Origin of the sequence: Haloarcula sp. CBA1131 (assembly GCF_008728975.1) — an archaeon.
Taxonomy (GTDB): Archaea; Halobacteriota; Halobacteria; order Halobacteriales; family Haloarculaceae; genus Haloarcula; species Haloarcula hispanica.
On sequence record NZ_RPCY01000001.1, the window covers coordinates 397,927 to 414,957 of the forward strand.

A 17,031-nucleotide genomic window follows, 5' to 3' on the forward strand; every position below is an offset into this window, starting at 1 on the left:
TCAGGTCGTCCGGAGGTGGTCCGTCCGGGGCTCGTACACCTCACCTTTCTGTTTCAGCTTGTCGATCTCGTGTTCGGCCTTCGACTCGTCGATGCCGACCTCCTCGGCGCGTTCGATGACCACGTCGGCGGGTGCGCCCTCGTCGTACTCGTCTTCGATGTCCGAAATGATGCCTTTGATGTTCTGGATGCGGTCGCGCTGGGTCTTTGACTGGCCGGTCTCGACCACATCGGCGTCGAACTCGCCGGTCTCGGGGTCGACGCCGATCTCCTTCAGGCAGTAGTGGGCGATGTCGACCGCCCGGTCGGCGTCGGCTTCGTCGACGGTGTCAGAGAGGCGTATACGTGCAGAGGCCTCGGCCAATCGGACCAGCGCCTCCAGTTTCCGGGCGGTGACGGGCACCGGCGCGTCCTCGTCCTGTCCCTTCATCCGTAGGTCGACGTAGAAGTCCTCGATACGGCTCTTTGCCTCCTCGGTCATCGTCGGGAAGCAGTTGCGCTTCGCGTAGGCGACGTACTTCCGGAGGAGGTCCGGTTCGATTGTCGGCGCGACCTCCTCGGTGACGGTCCCGACCTCCTCCTCGCTGAAATTCGAAGTGGGGTTTTCCGTCCGGTGCGTGTGGAGTTCGCCGGCGTAGTTGGTCTGGATGATGTGCTCGGCGAGGTTCCGGTCTTTCTCCTCGTCGGGCTTGTCCGTCACGGTGAAGATGAGGTCGAACCGGGAGATGAGCGCCGGTTCGAGGTCGATCTGCTCCCCGATGGGTTCGTACTGGTCGAAGCGGCCGTACTTGGGGTTGGCCGCGCCCAGCAGCGAACAGCGGGATTTGAGTGTCGCGTTGATTCCAGCCTTCGAGACGCTGATACGCTGCTGTTCCAGCGCTTCGTGCATCGCGGAGCGGTCTTCCGGAGACATCTTATCGAGTTCGTCGATAGCGGCGATGCCCTGGTCTGCGAGCACGAGCGCGCCCGCTTCCAGCGTCCACTGCTGGCCGTCGCCGAAGTCGTCGCGCACGGCGGCCGCAGTGAGCCCCGCGCTCGACGACCCTTTGCCGGAGGTGTAGACAGAGCGTGGTGCGATATTCTCGATATATGACAGCATCTGTGAGTTATGCGAGACCACGCCGTTAGTGAGATAGTTGTGTGTTCCCTCGATTTCGAGGTCGTAGACCCACTTTTCGTCGTGTTCGATAGGTTCTATCGATTCGATCCGGTCCCATGCCATATCGCCTTCGACGAATGCAGTGAGTGAATCCAGGTCTTGACGGAGTGACCCCGTTCCGCCGCCGTCGCTACGCGCAGTGTCGCTGATAGGTGTGTCATTGTTCATCTCAGCCAACCGTGCCTGGAACGCATCGAGAACCGATTCGAGACTGTCACGGCTTGGGTTTCGGCGTCCCCGCTCGTAGTGTTGATACGTCGAACGCGGGAGGCCGCACTCGGATTGCGTCAGTCCAAGTGCTTCCCGGATGCGACGGAGTTCCGGACCCAGATTGGGGACAATATCAAGGTTCGTATTTCCGTGGGTTCCCTCGAACTGCCGGCACGCTTCGGTCTTTCGCGCTGTGATGAATCCGATTTGTTCGGCGTAGTCGTGGAAGGAGTTTCCGGAGATTCGAAGCCGGTAGCTACCGTTGTTCCGGGGTTGGAGTTGTGCCGTGATTCCTTGTGTGACGAGCAGAGTTCGAACATCTTCCAGCAGCGGTTTACTCATCGAAGCAACAGTAATCTCCCGCTGTGATGTCGAAACGTGTCCCTCTCCCTCGATATAGCCTCGAATAAATCCGGTGACAACGTTGTCGCTGGCTCGCATGATATCTTGCGGAACGCGTCTCTCCGCCGAGGACTGGAGCAACGTTTCGTCCAGAGATGCGAGGAAGCTCACGAACTCGCCGGCAGAACACAACAGTTCGCGGGTGGTCTTCCCCTCGTGTGAACTCCGTTCCGTAACGTTGAGGTTCAGTGTCTCCAGAACAGATTTCGCGTCATCGAGAACTTCGCGGTCGTTATTGGTTATCGAAACATACCCCGTGTTATCCGGACGTTGCTCGACGTACCCCTCGGCAACAATATAACCGATCAGACGGGCCAGTTCGGGTGTCCACTGCGGTGGAAGGTCAAGGTCGATTCTGTTGTGGGCCTGTGATTGTCGGAACGTGACATCCAGTTCGTTACGGGCATTTGTGGAAACCTTCCGTGGAACGGCAACGTGTGTCCCGCTCTCTAATTCCTCGGCTTTCCTGGCCTGAAACCGCCCGTTAGATTGGACGAACAGTGGATGTGACGGTGTTACATCGAGTTCACGACCGGTCGCGGTTCGTATCCGATACAGTGTTTCCGGTGCCTTGCGCTTCCAAACCTTGGTCGCGTTTTGCGTGGCTACTGTTCCATCGGATTGGAGTGACGGGACATCGAAATCAACAGTGTCCCACACGCCGTCGTCGACTGGTTTGGGATCATCTAAGTTCGATTCAACGACCTCTCGTATCGGCCGTTCGTGGCCGTCTGCGAGAGTTACTCGCGTGTCACCGTGGACGCATTTCCCCGTCCCCGGATCTCCTATCAGCAACATATGGAGATCTCCACGTATCCGAGATCCGTCAGGAAGCTCTTTGGTCACGCCCGAGAAGAGCTGGAGCATCATCGCGAGCTTCTCCTTCTCGTAGCCGTAGATGGAGGGTGCGATGGCCCCGACCATCTTGTCGTAGATGTCAGCTTCGTTGGAGAGTTCGACGATCTCCTTCTTGTCGGCGTCGGTGATCTCCATGTCCTCGAACTGCTCGTCCTCGATTTCGACGCTGACGCCCTCCATGTAGATGTCGAACATCGGGGACTTCTCGTTGTCGTTGCCCCGCTGGTCGAGCTTGAGGATGCCGGTCACGCGGACGTGATCGCCCGCAGTGACGTGGCCTGTGATGTCGTCCTCGATGTTGATGTCGATGGACTGGGGTGTCTCCCCGCCACGCAGGCCTTCGGGGGACTCCTGCACGCGGAGCTTCTGGGCGTCGATGAACTGGGACTGGTCGGTGTTGAGCCGGAACGGCCCCTGTCGTTCACAGCCCTGGCAGTCGTGGGGTTCCTGGAAGTCGCCGGCGGTCTGGGGGATGCGCGTGAGCGTCCCACAGCGCTGGCACTCGAAAGCCGCCTCGATGACCTTCGGGCGCACGTCGGTCGCTTTCCGGATGATGCCCCTGACGGCGACGAGGTTGCCGTGGTGTTCGTGGCGCAGGTCGCGGATGTCCTCCGACTCGGGGAGGTTCCGGACGCGGACGTGGGCCTGTCCGAGCGACACGTCCACCGGCAGGTCGTACAGTCGCAGGGCCTCCTCGGCGTACTCCTGAATCTGCTCGGGCTTGGTGCGGTAGTCGTCGGCCAGGTCCGGGTCGAAGCGATAGAGATCGTCCCAGTCGATATACAGCGATTTCTGGTCGTTCGGATATTTCTGGGCGAGCTCACCGATCTCGTTGCGGTAGTAGTTGCGGTAGAACTCCTCGAAGCGGTCGATGAGTTCGGTGTTCTCGGCGGTCGCCATTTGAGTGGACAGTGGTTATGCCCACTGGCCTAAGAAGGTTCGCAAACCGGGGTGGAACTGAAATGAGGCGGCATTGGGGTACTATTAGTATCAGTGCCGAGAATTGGGACCAGTAGTTTTTGCTGGTATACCTGATTCACTCAGAGTAGAATAACCGTGCGCGATCAAAAAATCACAAGGCGTCGGCTCCTCGCCAGCGGCAGCGCGGCCGCGACCGCAACGCTCGCCGGCTGTGCAGGCCGCTTCGGGGATTTCGGAGGGAGCGGAGACGAGGACACCGGCGACAGCCAGCAAGCGACGGAAAGCGACATCGGCGTGAGCGATGCGGCGGCGACTGTCGGAATGGTGTACGCACTGGGCGGGCTGGATGACCGCTCGTTCAACGATGCGGCGAACCGCGGCATTCAGCGCGCGCGGCTCGATGATGGGGTCGAATACACGAACCACGAGCCAAACAGCGTCGCCGGCTTCGCCGAGGTACAGGCCGAACTGGCGAGTTCGACGAACCCACCATACGACCTGATCTGCTGTATCGGATTCCTGCAGGCCGAGGGGCTGTCTGAGACTGCACCGGAGTACACAGACCAGCAATTCATGATCGTCGACTCTGTCGTAGAGGCCGACAACGTGGCGAGTTACGTGTTCCGCGAACACGAGGGATCGTTCCAGGCCGGGAACCTCGCTGGGCTGCTCACGACCAGAGATATCGACCTCGGGGCAGGCTCGACGAACCCGGACGAGACGACCGTCGGATTCGTCGGCGGCCTCGACCAGCCCCTCATCCACAAGTTCGAGGCCGGCTTCAGAGCCGGCGTCGAGTACGCCAACACGGACGTCGATGTCCTCACGGAGTATCTCGGGAATTTCGACGACGTGCAGGGCGCCCGCGACATCGCAGCCGGGATGTACGATGATGGGGCGGACATCGTCTACCACGCAGCGGGTGGCGCAGGTGTCGGCATCTTCCAGGCCGCACAGGCCAGTGGCCGGTACGCAATCGGTGTTGACTCGGACCAGTCCCGCAGTAATCCCCGGTACGCGGACGTCGTGCTCGCGAGCATGGTCAAGCGGGTGAACGTAGCCGTCTACGACGCTGCGACGGCGACGGTCACGGACAGCCTTCCCGCTGGTGAGGTGGTCTCTCTCGGGCTGGATAGTGACGGCGTCGGCGTCGTCTATGGCACCTCCCTCGAACCGGCAATTCCCGACGATGTCAGGGAGGCGCTGTCGACGTCGCGGGAGCAGGTCGCCGCCGGCGACATCGACGTACCCACTGAGCGCTCCAACACGGGTGGTGCCTGATGGCGGGCGGTCCGCTCGACGGACTGGCGAGCGCGCTTGATCGGGTCGCTCCCGAGTTTGTCCGGCAGCGGTTCGCTGCGAAGTTCGCTGTTGCGTTCCTTGCCGTGTTGCTCGTCATCGCGGGCGCTGGCGCGTTCACCTTCCAGGCGACATCCACAGCCGTCGAACGCCAGACGACCGGACAGCTCGCCGAGACCAGCCAGCTGGAGGGGGGCTCTATCGGCTCGTGGGTCGAACAGCAACGCACGCACACGCGCTCCGTCTCACAGGGCGAACCGCTCCGGAGCGACCGGCGCGCCGCGGCGTACATCCTGTTGCAGGACCAGCTACTGCCCGACGATGTTGTCAGTATGCACCTCGTAAACGATACTCGTGGCGAAGTGGTCGCCAGCACGGAACTCCCGCTGGAGGGGCGGTCGCTATCCGAACTTGACGCGCCGTGGACGGCCGCCGAAGTGCCGGAAGGACCCGGGAACAACAGTCAGGTGTGGTCGAGTAGTCGGTCGTACCGCTCACCGGTCCTCAACGACGAGCCCGTGATGGCGTTCGCTAGCTCGGTCCCGAAGCGCGACGGCTCGTACCTCGTCGTCGTCACGCGCATCCAGAGCCAGGTCGACCGGCTCAGCGATGCCAATTCCACGAAGGAAACCACGATTCTGAACACTAACGACGAGACGGTGTTGAACATCGACCGCGAGTTCGATGCCGACACCCATAGTGAGAGCCTCGCGGCGATCCGCGACGCGAACGGCACTGCAGCACCGGTGACAGCGGTTGCCGATGGTCGCGTGTACGCGTTCGCGCCCGTCCCGACCACCAACTGGGTCACTGTTACGAGCCTGGACACGGCCCAGGCGTTCAGTGTCCGGGATACGGTCGGTCAGACGGTCGGACTGCTTGTACTGCTGGCGCTCGTTTCGTTGTCGGCTGTCGGTCTCGTGCTTGGGAAACGCACGGTCGACCCCCTGAAGCAGCTGCGAGACCGTGCCGAACGCATCGAGGCCGGGGACTTCGATGTCGACCTCTCGACGAACCGTGCCGACGAAATCGGCCGGCTCTACGGGACGTTTGACGATATGCGAGTCTCGCTGCAGAACCGCATTCAGGAAGCGGAGGATGCGGTCGAGGAAGCGAAGACGGCGCGGGCGGAAGCCGAAGAGCTGCGTACGGAAGCAGAAGACGCACGGGCCGAGGCAGAGGAAGCCAGCCAGCGTCTGCAGGAGCGCGCCACCGAGTACAGCGCGGTGATGCAAGACATCGCCGACGGTGACCTCACGGAGCGACTCGACGAGGACGCGGAAGAGACGGCGATGCGGGAAGTCGCAGTGGAGTTCAACGCGATGCTCGACGGCCTCGAAGCCACCGTCAGCGAGGTCGCGGCGTTCGCCGACGAGGTCGCGAATGCCACAATCGAGGTCGCAACCGGGGCCGAGGAAATCGAGACGACGAGCCAGACCGTCAGTGACCGCATACAGGAGATCGCCGACGGCGCTATCAGACAGCACGACGACCTCGAGGAGGCCGCCGCCGAGATGGACCAGCTATCGGCGAGCATCGAGGAAGTCGCAGCGTCGTCGACGACGGTCGCAGAGACGGCCAGAGAAGCCGTCGACCGTGGCGAAGCGGGCCGGGAAGCCGCCGAGTCGGCCATCGACGACATGGCTGAAATCGAGTCCCGCTCGGCAGACGCGGTCGACCAGATTCTCGCGCTACAGGAGCGGATGGACGACATCGGCGAGATCGTCGACTTCATCTCGGATATCGCCGAGCAGACGAATATGCTCGCCCTGAACGCCAACATCGAGGCCGCCCGTGCCGACAAGGACGGCGAGGGCTTCGCCGTTGTCGCCGACGAGGTCAAGAACCTCGCGGAGGAGACGAAACAGGCGGCCGCAGAGATAGAGGCCGAAATCGCGGCCGTGCAGACGGAGACCGACGAGACTGTCACGGACATCCGCGCGACCAGCGACCACATCGACACCGGTGTCGAGACTGTCCGCGAGGCTGCCGACGCCATCGAGGATACCGTCGAGGCAATCGAGGACGCCAACGACGGGATTCAGGAGATTGCGGATGCCACCGAAGACCAGGCCGACGCGACACAGAGCGTCGTCCACCGCGTCGATGGAGTTTCCGAGATCAGCCAGAACGTGACAGAGGACGCCGAGCAGGTATCGGCGGCCGCCGAGGAGCAGTCCGCGTCCGTCGCTGAAATCGCCCAGAGCGCGGACGAACTCCGCGACCGCGCCGACTCGCTGGCCGCGACTGTCGATCAGTTCGACACCAGTGGCGGGGGAGACGACCACGGCGATGCCGACGGTGCCAGCGAGGAGCGCACTACGCGTTCCATCCCCGACGGGACTGGCGACTAGCGCGGCGTGCCATCGCTACGGCTTCTTTTCGCAGTGTGGCTCGGGTATTCGCTGGTAGCATGTCGGCGGCAGTCGGAACGCGAGTACGACTACGAAGAACGATGACTGCGAGGGACGATCAGAACGAGTATCTGAAGGAACGACAGTAGAAGCGGCAAAAGGGCCACTTCGAGTGTGGTAGGGATGGGATCGCCCAGATTTGAACTAGGGGCGCGGGCACCCAAGGCCCGAAGGTTACCAAGCTACCCCACGATCCCGCATCAACATCTCGACCGGACAGCGAGTAAAGGGTTTCGTTGCGAGGCCGCTGTGTCACGCGGGAGCGAGGCCCCAGAAGTACGCGATGCCGAGCGTGGTCACGACGGCGAAGACGGCCTGTAGCGGCGCTCCGACGCGGAGGTAGTCAGTGAAGCGGTATCCACCGGGACCGTAGACGAGGAGGTTCGTCTGGTACCCGACCGGCGTCATAAAGGCCGTCGAGGCGGCGAAGGTGACGGCGAGGACGAACGCGAAGGCGTTGGCATTCAGTTGCTGGGCCGTTTCGATAGCGACCGGAATCATCAGCACAACGGAGGCGTTGTTCGAGATGATGTTCGTCAACAGCGCCGTGACGAGATACATCAGCCCGAGGACGACGGCGAGGCCGCCCCCGGCGGTGAGGACGCTGCCGGCACCCATGACGAACAGCTCCGCGAGCAGGTCAGCGCCGCCGGTCTCCTGCAGGGCGACACCCAGCGGGATGACGCCGGCAAGCAGGAAGACGACGTCCCACTGGACGGCGTCGTACAGTTCCGACGGGCGGAGACAGCCGGTGAGGACCATCGCGAGCGCGCCGCCCAGCGCTGAGATGACGATGTGAATCGGAGTCAACGCGGCAACGCCGACGACGGCGGCGACGATGCCGACCGCGACGGGAATCTTCGACCGGCGGAAGTCCGGCCGTTCGACCTCCTGGGCGACGATGAAGTCGTTGTTGCGGTTGAGGCGGTCGATGCTGTCGGGGGTGGCCTGCACCAGCAGCGTATCGCCGATGCGGAGTTTGACGTGGTCCATCCGCTGGCGGTACAGCTCCTGGCCGTGGCGAAGTGCCAGCACGGTTGCGTCGTAGCGCTGGCGGAAGCTCGTGGAGACGAGCGTCTCACCGATGAGCGAGGAGCCGGGAGCGACGACGACCTCGACGAGGTTCTTTCGCTCGTTTGCGGCCTCCAGTTCTGCCTCACCGACCTCGACTTCGGGAATCACGTCCAGCCCTTCGACGTCGAGGAGGTCGACGAGCGTGTCCCGGCCCGTCCGAATCGCGAAGACGTCGCCGGCCCGAATCGTTTTCTGGCCGAAGGGTTCGAGGAACGTTCGTTTCTCGCGGACCAGCTGGACGATGTCCACGTCGAACTCAGATACCCTGAGGGCCTCCTCGACGGTCTGACCGATGAGCGGGGAGTCCTCGCGGACGACGACCTCGGTGAGGTACTCACCCATCTCGAACTCCTCGGTGAGGTCCTCCTCGGCTGGGATACGCGACGGGACCAGATAGCGACCGACGGTGAGCAGGTAGATCGTCCCGACGATGGTCACAATGATGCCGAGCTGGGTGAACTCGAACATGCTGAACGGGCGGCCGAGCAGTTCCGCCGAGAGCTGCGAGGCGAGGATGTTCGTCGAGGTGCCGATGAGGGTCAGCATCCCGCCGAACATCGAGGCGTAGGACAGCGGCAGCAGCAGTTTCGACGGCGAGAGCTTGCCCTTGTGCGCGATGTCGGTGACCATCGGCAGGAGGATGGCGACGGCGGCGGTGTTGTTGATGAACCCGGAGATAGGCGCGACCAGCCCGACGGTCGCACTGAGCTGTCTCGTTTCGCTGTCCCCGGTCAGCGAGGCGATTTTCGCGCCGAGAATCTGGACGATGCCGGTCCGCTGGACGCCGTCGGAGAGGATGAACATCGCCAGCACCGTTATGGTCGCCGTCGAGGCGAAGCCAGAGAGCCCGCGGTCCAGCGGCGAAATCCCGTCACCGGCCTGGTGTAACACGTACACCGGCTCGGCAAGCAACCCGAGGTCGGTCGCGAGCACCGTCACCGGTTCGGCCAGCATCAGCGCGACCATGACGGCGATAGCAGTCACGTCGACTGGCAGCGCCTCCGTCGCAAACAGCACCAGCGCAGCGACGATAACCGCGAAGACGAACAACATCCCCGGCGTAACAGGTGGCAGCGACACGTCTGGCCCCTGCGCCGCCAGTGACAAAAGCATGGGTCGTTTGCGTGCGGTGGCGTCCGCTCACACCCTGACCAGGCAGCCGACGTTTATCCCTGTCCGGGCCGAAGGAGTGGCAATGAGCCTTTTCAACGATCTCGGTCGAAAAGTCGAGGAGCTGAAACAGGAGGTCGGGAACGCGTCCGACGACGAAGCCACCCACCGGTGTATCGAGTGTGATACGCTCCTCTACACGGACCACGACGAGTGTCCCGAATGCGGGAGCACGTCAGTCATACCCATCTCTGACTAGCAACAGCGAGAAACCGCCTGGCCGGTGTCGCGTTGCTCACCGCGTCGGCCCGTCACGACCCAGGTCTTCGAGCAGGGCGTCGTAGCTCCGGCCGAACACCGCCTGTTTTCTGAGCGAGGTTATCGCGACCTCGAAGACGGGGATGGCGAACTGCCCGCCCGGTCCGCCGACGACGACGGCCGCTTCGTGGTCCGTCTCGTCGGTCCACTTGCCGTCGAGTTGCCGGACGAGTACTTCGCCGAAGTAGCCGCCGAGTTCCCGCACGACACTGGTGAACGCGCGGTCGTCGAAGGAGTCGTCGCTCCCGAACGTCGTCTCGGCGAATCGCTCGTCGTCCCACTCCGCGTCGACCAGATCGTCGAGCCGCGAAAGCGAGGCCGGCGAGAAATCGAGGTCGTGTTCGCCCCAGAAGTCGGCGAACTCGACGGCGGTGTCGGCGTGTTCTGCGCGGACTGTTCCGGGCTCCCACGCGCGGGCCGCCGAGCCAGCGGTCGAGTCGCTGCCGGTGGAAGCAGGCTGCTCACGTTCGTCAGCGGCCGCCGTATCAGGCGTCTCGTCAGCGGTTGCGTCCTGTGACGGTGCAGTCTCAGTGGCATCAGACGCCTCGACATCCCCGACAGGAGCCGATGTGTCGGGACGATCATCGGACTGTTCCACGGCGTCGGATTCCGCAACGGCTGCCGGCGGGTCATCGACCCCCGCGGCGTCAGCGGTGTCTGCAGGCGACTCGTCACCCGTGGTTTCGGAAACCGCCTCCGCGTCTGTAGCGACGTCTGACGACGCATCCGGCGAGATATCGGGCTTTGATTCGTCGTCTATCGATTCCCTGGCCGCTCCGTCGTCGGCTGTATCGGTCACTGCTTCGTCAGCAGATGTGTCGGTTGCCGCTCCCGCGGGCGCGTCGACAGTTCGATCCTCGTCGCGAGTGTCGATAGCCGAGTCTTCGGGAAGTGTCTCGGCCGCCGGCGCTTCGTCCGAGGGGTCCGCTGTAGCACTGTCGGCTGCCGGTTCCGCTTCGTCGATGTACGCGGCCGCTTCGTCGGCAGTGGCCATATCAGCGGTATCATCGGCATCGGCCGTCGTCTCGACAGCATCAGTCGTGTCAGCAGTCGGTCCGTCTTCAGCGGCGTCGAAGGTCGAGTCCGCTGCCGGTGTTTCGGCCGTTGGTTGCTCATCGGCAGTATCAACAGCCGATTGCTCGGCAGCGGGTTCGGTGGCCGGCTCCGCATCGCTTGAGTCGATAGTCGACCCCTCCTCGGTGGTTTTAGCGGCCGACGGCTCGCTGCCGGCATCGTCTGACGCTGACTCGGTCGTCTCGGGCTCTGCGTCCTCGCCGATGTCAGCGGTCGAACCGTCGGCGTCGTCACTGCCCCACGGTGGCTCGTTCTCTGGCTCGTCAGCGGCCTCACTGACGGCTGGTGTGGGGTCGGTGTCGTCCGGCCGGTCTTCGCCTTCCGACTCGGATTCGACCCGCCGGACGATTCGGGTCGGCTCTGTTTCGATGGCCTGGGACGAATCGGTAGCAGCGGTGTCGCCGGCAGTTGCCTCACTTCGCTCATCTGTTGCCGTCGGTTCGGGCGGTCCGTCGCGTTCGTCCGCCTGTCCGTCGTCAACTCGACGGACGATCCGTGTCGGCTCGGAGACGACACTGTCGGCGTCGATTTCGTCCGCGCCCGGCTCTGTCAGACCTCCGTCGTCGGTACTCTGTATGCTATCCAGTTCCAGGTCGGATTCCAGACGCGTCACGACGGCCGCAAACACCGGTTTGTCGGCGAACGAGCGAGCGGCCACGTCGAACACCGCGACACCCACCTCATCGTCCGGGCCGGCGACAGCGACGCCCCATCGACCGTCTGACTGGACCCACTTGCCGTCGTACGCCCGCACGAGGAGTTCGCCGAGGTAGCTTCCGAACCGAACCGTGTTCTCGGTGTAGGTCGTCACACTCGCGGCGTCGCCGACGGTTTTGCCGTCGTAGCTCTCCTCGATAGCCGTATCGAGGCGTGCGAGTGCGTCGGGGTCGAACGTCAGCGGGTCCGCGCCGTCGACGACGTGCTCGGCGTACTCCCGGAACGTCGTCGGGTCGAGCGTCGCTGTATCCAGAAGGTCCGGCCCATCGTCGGACGGCGGGTCGCCCCCGGCCGCCCGCTCGTCTCCGTCGGTCGACGAGTCATCGCCACCGACGGCGCGACGGATCGTATCGAACAGGCCCATGGACACCGGAAGTACGTGCCGCTACAAGAATGTACGCCGAAAGGATACTTGGCCGACAGGTCTGCGGAACGAACGCGGCTCAGTGCTCGTCGCGCAGTTCCATGTCGGCGACGATCTCGTAGGGGTGCTGTCCCTTTCGGATGCCGTCGAGCAGCTGGAACGACTCGTCGGGCGCGAGGAAGTGCCGGGTCACGGCTCGGCCGAGCGGCGTCGGTGAGAGCCCGTCGATAAATTCGTACTCCAGTAGCTTCCCGAGCGCGTGCTTGGTCGGGACCTCGCCGACCATCCGGTCGTTGAGCCGCTTGGCCTGCTTGCCGGCGACGGTGACGTTCGCCAGCGTCTCCTCGACGGCCGCGCCCTCGTCGTAGCGGGTGATGACCGGCTCCATCTCGCCTTTCAGGAGCTTGAACGCCACCTCGTCCTCGGTCATCTCCATGCTGTTGTGGTACGAACAGTCCGGCTCGACCAGCATGTAGACGGTGCCCTTGTCGTGGTAGTCCGGGCGACCAGCCCGGCCGAGCATCTGGCTGAACTCCTGAACGGTGAGCCACTCGATACCCATCGCAAGCGAGTCGAAGATGACCTGCGAGGCCGGGAAGTCGACCCCCGCCGCCAGCGCCGCCGTCGTCACGACCGCCGCGAGGTCCTGATCAGCGAACTGCCGCTCGACCCGCTGTCGCTTCCGGTTGTCCAGCCCGGCGTGGTACGGCGCGGAGCTGTACTCCAGTTTGCGTGAAATCTGGTGACACCGGCGTCGGGAGTTCGTGAAGATGATGGTCTGGCCGCGGTACCCCTTGCTCGACTTGTTGTCGAAGGCTCGCTTGACGAGCTTCTTTTCGGTCTCGATCTTCTCGCGGCCGTCGGCGAACGTGACGTGGCGCTCGATGGGGACCGGCCGCTCCTCGAACTCGATGAGCGTCGCCCGGAGCTGGTCGGCCAGCTGGCCGGGGTTGCCGACCGTCGCCGAGAGATAGATCCATTGCGTGTCGCCGCTGTCGGGTGCGCCGCCGGACTCGCAGTAGTATTTGAGTCTGGAAATCAGGCCGTCGAGGCGGTGGCCTCGCTCGTCCTCGCCGAGCGTATGGACCTCGTCGATGACGACCGTACCGACCGTCCCGAGGTCCTTGCCGGTCCGGAGCGCGTGGTCGATTCCCTCGTAGGTCCCGACGATGACATCGGCTTCGGGGTCGAAGCGTCCGCCCTCGTCGGCGATGCGGCTCGCGCCCACGCGCAGCGACACGTCGACCATGTCGCCGTAGCGGTCCTGAAACTGCTCGTATTTCTGGTTTGCAAGCGCGACCAGCGGGACGAGAAACAGCATCGTGCCCTTGTTGTTCAGGACGCGGTCGATGCCGGCCATCTCGCCGATGAGCGTCTTCCCCGTCGCCGTCGCGCTCACGACCAGCTGGTCGCGGCCCTCCGTGGCCCCGTGCTCGACGGCGAGGCTCTGGACCGGCAGGAGCGTGTCGAACCGGGATTCGAGATGCTCCTGCATCCCGGGATGGAGGTCCAGCGAATCAACGCGAACGGGGTCGACCTCGTCGACGGTCGCCGAAATCTCGTCGAACTTCGTCAGGTCCGGGTCCAGCTGGCCCGACAGGAGGTTCGTCACGCGGTCGAGGTCCTGCACTTCGAGCAGGAGCTCTTCGAGCCGGTCGCGAGCGTCGCCGCCGATGTTTCCTTTGTAGGCGAGTTCTCGGTCGAGCTGCTGGCGAGCGCACTCCGGGCAGATGGTCTCGTCGTCAGTCTCGATAGCCGTCTCGCTGGTAATCGGCGAGTAGCGCCCGTCGGAGGCACACAGCCGACAGGTCCGGACGACCTTGGCCTCGATCTGGTACGCGTCGAGCATCTCTCGGATGCGCTCGCGTGCACGCGGAGCAGTCTGCTCGGAAATACGAATGCGGGCCGCACGGCGGGCGAGGTCGACGAACTGGTCGGGCGAGCGAAGCTCCTCGCTGGTCCCGTCCTTGACGCGGAGCCGACGCGGGCGGGGGCCGGCGTCGGTCTCCTTGAGTTCGAGGATTCCGTGGAAGAGCCGCTCGCCGTCCCGGTGGGCGGCGACGCGGAACTCCTCGCCATGTTCGTGGAGGAACAGCGTCTCTACCTGTGCGGCCTGCTGTGACACAATTATCTAGTGGCGACTGCGCTACTTGAGCGGTTCGGACTAGCTGTGGGTGTTACTGGTGCTGTGACAGTTGATTTAAACAGCCGGAAAGCCCCGGTCGGCTACGCTCCCGCGCCTCGCTGTGCGCTTCCCTCGCTTCGCTCGGTACAGTGCTTGCGTCGTCGGGGTTCGCGTAGCCGACCGCCCCTTTCAGTCCCACCCAGCATGGCTTGTCCAACGAGCGACGGGTAGGGCAGTCTGGCCCGCACTGTTCCAAGTACGGGGAGAAGTGAACTGTTGCTCCGGGTCACCCTTGCAGTTTGATTTCGTCGTCGCCGGCGGGAACCGCACAGAGGAACGCGCCCGGTTCGTCGCCGTCGTTGCGGTACCAGTGGACAGCGCCGGCGGGGATGTGGAGGCTGTCGCCGGCTTCGACGTCGTGTTCCTCGCCTTCGATACCGACGGTATACCGCCCCGAAAGGACGTACTGCTCGTGTTCGATGTCGTTAGTATGTTTCGGCACGCTGCCGCCGGGGGCAAGCGTGAAGCGACGGATTGCGAGGTTGCCGCCGCCCCCCTCCTCGCCGATGAGGACGCCCTTTTCCAGCCCGTCGGCTGCGTCGACGGCCTCGTACTCGATGTCGTCAGCGCGGCGAATCAGTGGGTCGCTCATGTGCGGTCCATCGCGGGCGCGCCGCAAAGGCGTACCGGCGTCGGTTACCACGGCAGTTCCGCCAAGGGGGCTTAAGACCGTCCCCCGATAAGCGACGGGTATGCGCCGGTTCCGCATCGGAAGCGCGTTCGGAATCCCGATCCAGTTGGACCTGACATTTCTCCTCGTGCTACCGCTGTTCGCCTGGATTATCGGGACACAGATCGAGCAGACGACCGAGCTGTTGAACGGGACGCTGAACGCCGGGCTGGACGCGGCCGTCCTCACCGACGGCGCGCTCGTCTGGGTACTCGGCATCGGTGCGGCCCTCGGCCTGTTCACCGGCGTCGTCCTCCACGAACTCGGCCACTCCCTCGTCGCTATCCGCTATGGCTTCCCTATTGACTCCATCACGCTCTGGCTGTTCGGCGGCATCGCCCAGCTCAGCGAGATGCCCGAAGACTGGAAACAGGAGCTGGTCATCGCTATTGCCGGCCCCATCGTCAGTATCGCCGTCGGCGCTGTCTGTTTCGTCGCGTTCCAGCTTCTCCCAAGCGGTGCGGCGACAGCCATCGAATCAGCACGGTTCATCCTCGGCTATCTGGCGCTGATGAACATCGCACTGGCGGCGTTCAATATGCTCCCCGGCTTCCCGATGGATGGCGGCCGCGTCCTGCGCGCGCTGCTGGCCCGCCGGCGGTCGTACGCCAGAGCCACCACCATCGCCGCCGAAGTCGGGAAGGTGTTCGCCGTCTTCCTCGGCCTGTTTGGCATCTTCGTCCTCGGAAATATCTTCCTCGCCGGCCTGGCCTTCTTCATCTACATCGGCGCGGCGGGCGAGTCCCGCCAGACCTCGATGCGGGCCGCGTTCGAGGGCGTCACCGTCGCGGACGTGATGACGCCGGCGGACCACGTAACGACAGTCCCCGAGGACATGTCCGTCCGGGAACTCATCCAGACGATGTTCAAGGAGCGTCACACCGGCTATCCGGTCGAGCGCGGCGGCGAGGTCGTCGGCCTCGTCACGCTCGAAGACGCCCGCGCCGTTCAGGAGGTCGAGCGCGAGGCCTACACCGTCGGCGACGTGATGACGACGGAAATCATCACAATCAGTCCGGAGACCGATGTGATGGACGCGCTGACCTCGCTCCAGCAGAACTCCGTCGGTCGCCTGCTCGTCACTGACGAGGACGACTCCTTCGAGGGGTTACTCACCCGGACAGACATCATGACAGCGCTCTCGATTATCAAGTCCAGCGGCGACTTTACCCCCATCGGTGAGACGGAGACCGAGACTGTCCGGCCGGAATCAGGGATAGAGCGGTAACGGTCACTCGCCGTCGAGATACGACATCGCGTCCTCGTCGGAAACCTGGTCGAACTGCTCGTAGTACTGGCCGACGGCGCGGAACGCCGACGGGACCTCCAAGCAGACCACCTCGTCGACCAGCGCTTCGAGGTCCGAAATCGCCCGCGGCGAAGCGACCGGCACCGCAAGCACGAGTCGCTCGGGACCGGCCTGTCGGATCTGCTCGATGCAGGCCCGCGCCGTCGCGCCCGTCGCCACGCCGTCGTCGACGAGGCAGACTCGCTTCCCGGTAAGTGTCGGCGACGACTCCGAACTGCGGTAGCGCTGGGCCTTCTGTCGGGCGGCTTCCGCCATCTCCGCTCGTGTGCTCGCAACGTAGTCCCGGGGTATCTCGCGTTGCTCGATGACATCGGTGTTGAGCCAGACCGCTCCGTCCGCGGCGACGGCGCCGATAGCGTACTCGGGGTTGTTCGGTGCGCCGATCTTCTTTGCGACCGCGATGTCCAGCGGGACGTCGAGCGCGTCGGCGACGGGGCGGCCCACTGGCAGCCCACCGCGCGGTATCGCGAGGACGATGTCGACCGCGATATCTCGCTCGCGCAACGCCTCTCCCAGCCGTCGACCGGCAGTTTGCCTGTTCTCGAACGTCGGGGAGCGGTTGCGTGCCATACTGGTTAATTCGCTGTCGGGAAGCAAATAGCTCCGCATTCTGACGGTCAACTGGAAACCTCGCACCAGCCGAAGGGCACCGTTACTCGTCGGACAGCGCCGCGGCAATCGCTTCGAGTTCTCCCTTCCGGAAGGGCTGTTCCGCGTCCGCCGGGTCGTCGTCCTCGCGCTCGCCGATTGTCCAGAGAATCCCCGCCCGCATCTGCGGCTTCGACGGCAGTCGGTCCGTGTCGATATCGTACCCGACAGCTTCGCAGATGGCCGCCAGAGCTTCCTTGGTGAAAGCAGTCGAGACCGGGCGTTCGTACCGCCCGACAGCCTCGCGGATCTCGTTCCGCAGTTCGTCGACAGTTGGTGACATACGCGTACTGGCGGCGG

11 protein-coding genes and 1 tRNA gene are annotated in these 17,031 nt (G+C 64.0%); 4 read left to right on the plus strand and 8 right to left on the minus strand.

Annotation, left to right across the window (positions count from 1 at the left end; genetic code table 11):
- Complete coding sequence (locus tag Har1131_RS02105; RefSeq protein WP_014039080.1) at positions 1–3,528, minus strand: LAGLIDADG family homing endonuclease; 3,528 nt, start codon at positions 3,526–3,528, stop codon at positions 1–3.
- Positions 3,529–3,684: 156 nt separating this feature from the next.
- Between Har1131_RS02105 and Har1131_RS02110 the strand changes: the two genes are divergently transcribed.
- Together Har1131_RS02110 and Har1131_RS02115 are read left to right on the plus strand one after the other, a co-directional pair.
- Complete coding sequence (locus Har1131_RS02110; protein WP_014039079.1) at positions 3,685–4,830, plus strand: BMP family protein; 1,146 nt, start codon at positions 3,685–3,687, stop codon at positions 4,828–4,830.
- Positions 4,830–7,202 (plus strand): methyl-accepting chemotaxis protein, encoded by a 2,373-nt coding sequence (locus Har1131_RS02115; RefSeq protein WP_151144869.1) that lies wholly within the window; start codon positions 4,830–4,832, stop codon positions 7,200–7,202. Before Har1131_RS02110 ends, Har1131_RS02115 begins: the two co-directional genes overlap by 1 nt.
- Positions 7,203–7,386: 184 nt before the next feature.
- Here Har1131_RS02115 and Har1131_RS02120 read toward each other — a convergent pair.
- Together Har1131_RS02120 and Har1131_RS02125 are read right to left on the minus strand one after the other, a co-directional pair.
- Positions 7,387–7,459 (minus strand) — tRNA-Pro (locus Har1131_RS02120).
- Positions 7,460–7,514: 55 nt separating this feature from the next.
- Entirely contained in the window at positions 7,515–9,389 is a 1,875-nt protein-coding gene (locus Har1131_RS02125) for an SLC13 family permease (protein ID WP_014039077.1), read from the minus strand.
- Between the two features lie 142 nt (positions 9,390–9,531).
- Here Har1131_RS02125 and Har1131_RS21585 point away from each other — a divergent pair, with 142 nt between their 5' ends.
- Positions 9,532–9,705 carry a hypothetical protein gene (locus tag Har1131_RS21585; protein WP_014039076.1) on the plus strand — a complete coding sequence of 58 codons (174 nt, stop codon included), beginning with the start codon at positions 9,532–9,534 and terminating at the stop codon, positions 9,703–9,705.
- A 36-nt stretch (positions 9,706–9,741) separates the two neighbouring features.
- Here the strand turns inward: Har1131_RS21585 and Har1131_RS02130 are convergent, their stop codons facing one another.
- The 3 genes from Har1131_RS02130 to Har1131_RS02140 form a co-directional block, all read right to left on the minus strand.
- The gene (locus Har1131_RS02130; RefSeq protein WP_151144879.1) at positions 9,742–11,919 is read right to left on the minus strand and encodes a hypothetical protein; all 2,178 of its coding nucleotides are present in this window, start codon (positions 11,917–11,919) and stop codon (positions 9,742–9,744) included.
- Positions 11,920–11,998: 79 nt separating this feature from the next.
- Positions 11,999–14,044, minus strand: coding sequence for a DEAD/DEAH box helicase (locus Har1131_RS02135; RefSeq protein ID WP_050037315.1), 2,046 nt, complete (start codon positions 14,042–14,044; stop codon positions 11,999–12,001).
- Positions 14,045–14,330: 286 nt separating this feature from the next.
- The gene (locus tag Har1131_RS02140) at positions 14,331–14,696 is read right to left on the minus strand and encodes a cupin domain-containing protein (RefSeq protein ID WP_050037314.1); all 366 of its coding nucleotides are present in this window, start codon (positions 14,694–14,696) and stop codon (positions 14,331–14,333) included.
- 100 nt (positions 14,697–14,796) lie between these two features.
- Between Har1131_RS02140 and Har1131_RS02145 the strand changes: the two genes are divergently transcribed.
- Positions 14,797–16,002 (plus strand): CBS domain-containing protein, encoded by a 1,206-nt coding sequence (locus Har1131_RS02145; protein WP_014039072.1) that lies wholly within the window; start codon positions 14,797–14,799, stop codon positions 16,000–16,002.
- Positions 16,003–16,005: 3 nt separating this feature from the next.
- On the opposite strand, the gene Har1131_RS02150 is transcribed toward Har1131_RS02145, so the two are convergent.
- Together Har1131_RS02150 and Har1131_RS02155 are read right to left on the minus strand one after the other, a co-directional pair.
- Positions 16,006–16,653, minus strand: a complete 648-nt coding sequence (locus tag Har1131_RS02150) for a phosphoribosyltransferase (protein ID WP_044951553.1) — start codon at positions 16,651–16,653, stop codon at positions 16,006–16,008.
- Positions 16,654–16,735: 82 nt separating this feature from the next.
- Positions 16,736–17,014 (minus strand): hypothetical protein, encoded by a 279-nt coding sequence (locus tag Har1131_RS02155; RefSeq protein WP_014039070.1) that lies wholly within the window; start codon positions 17,012–17,014, stop codon positions 16,736–16,738.
- Positions 17,015–17,031 lie beyond the last annotated feature (17 nt).